Origin of the sequence: Rhizobium sp. RHZ02, assembly GCF_014851575.1 — a bacterium.
GTDB classification, from domain to species: Bacteria; Pseudomonadota; Alphaproteobacteria; order Rhizobiales; family Rhizobiaceae; genus Rhizobium; species Rhizobium altiplani.
Map to the genome: position 1 here is coordinate 1 of NZ_JACUZX010000139.1, position 214 is coordinate 214.

Consider the following 214-nt stretch of genomic DNA (forward strand, 5'->3'; position numbering starts at 1 on the left):
AAGCTTGCGATCATCACCGATACCCATGTCACGCCCGCCAATGTGCATGACAGTATCGTCTATCTCGACCGGCTGGACCGCCAGCGGGAGCGGTTCGGCTTCGAGGTCGGTGCTGTCGGGCTGGATGCCGGCTATGCCACGTCCGGCATCGCCAAGGGGCTGGAGGACCGCACCATCCTCGGTGTCACCGGCTATCGCAACCCGACCCCGCCCA

Annotated in this window: 1 pseudogene; it reads left to right on the forward strand. The window is 65.0% G+C overall.

What is annotated here, in order from left to right:
- Positions 1–214, forward strand: a pseudogene (locus tag IB244_RS33325) (IS5/IS1182 family transposase); the annotation flags it as partial.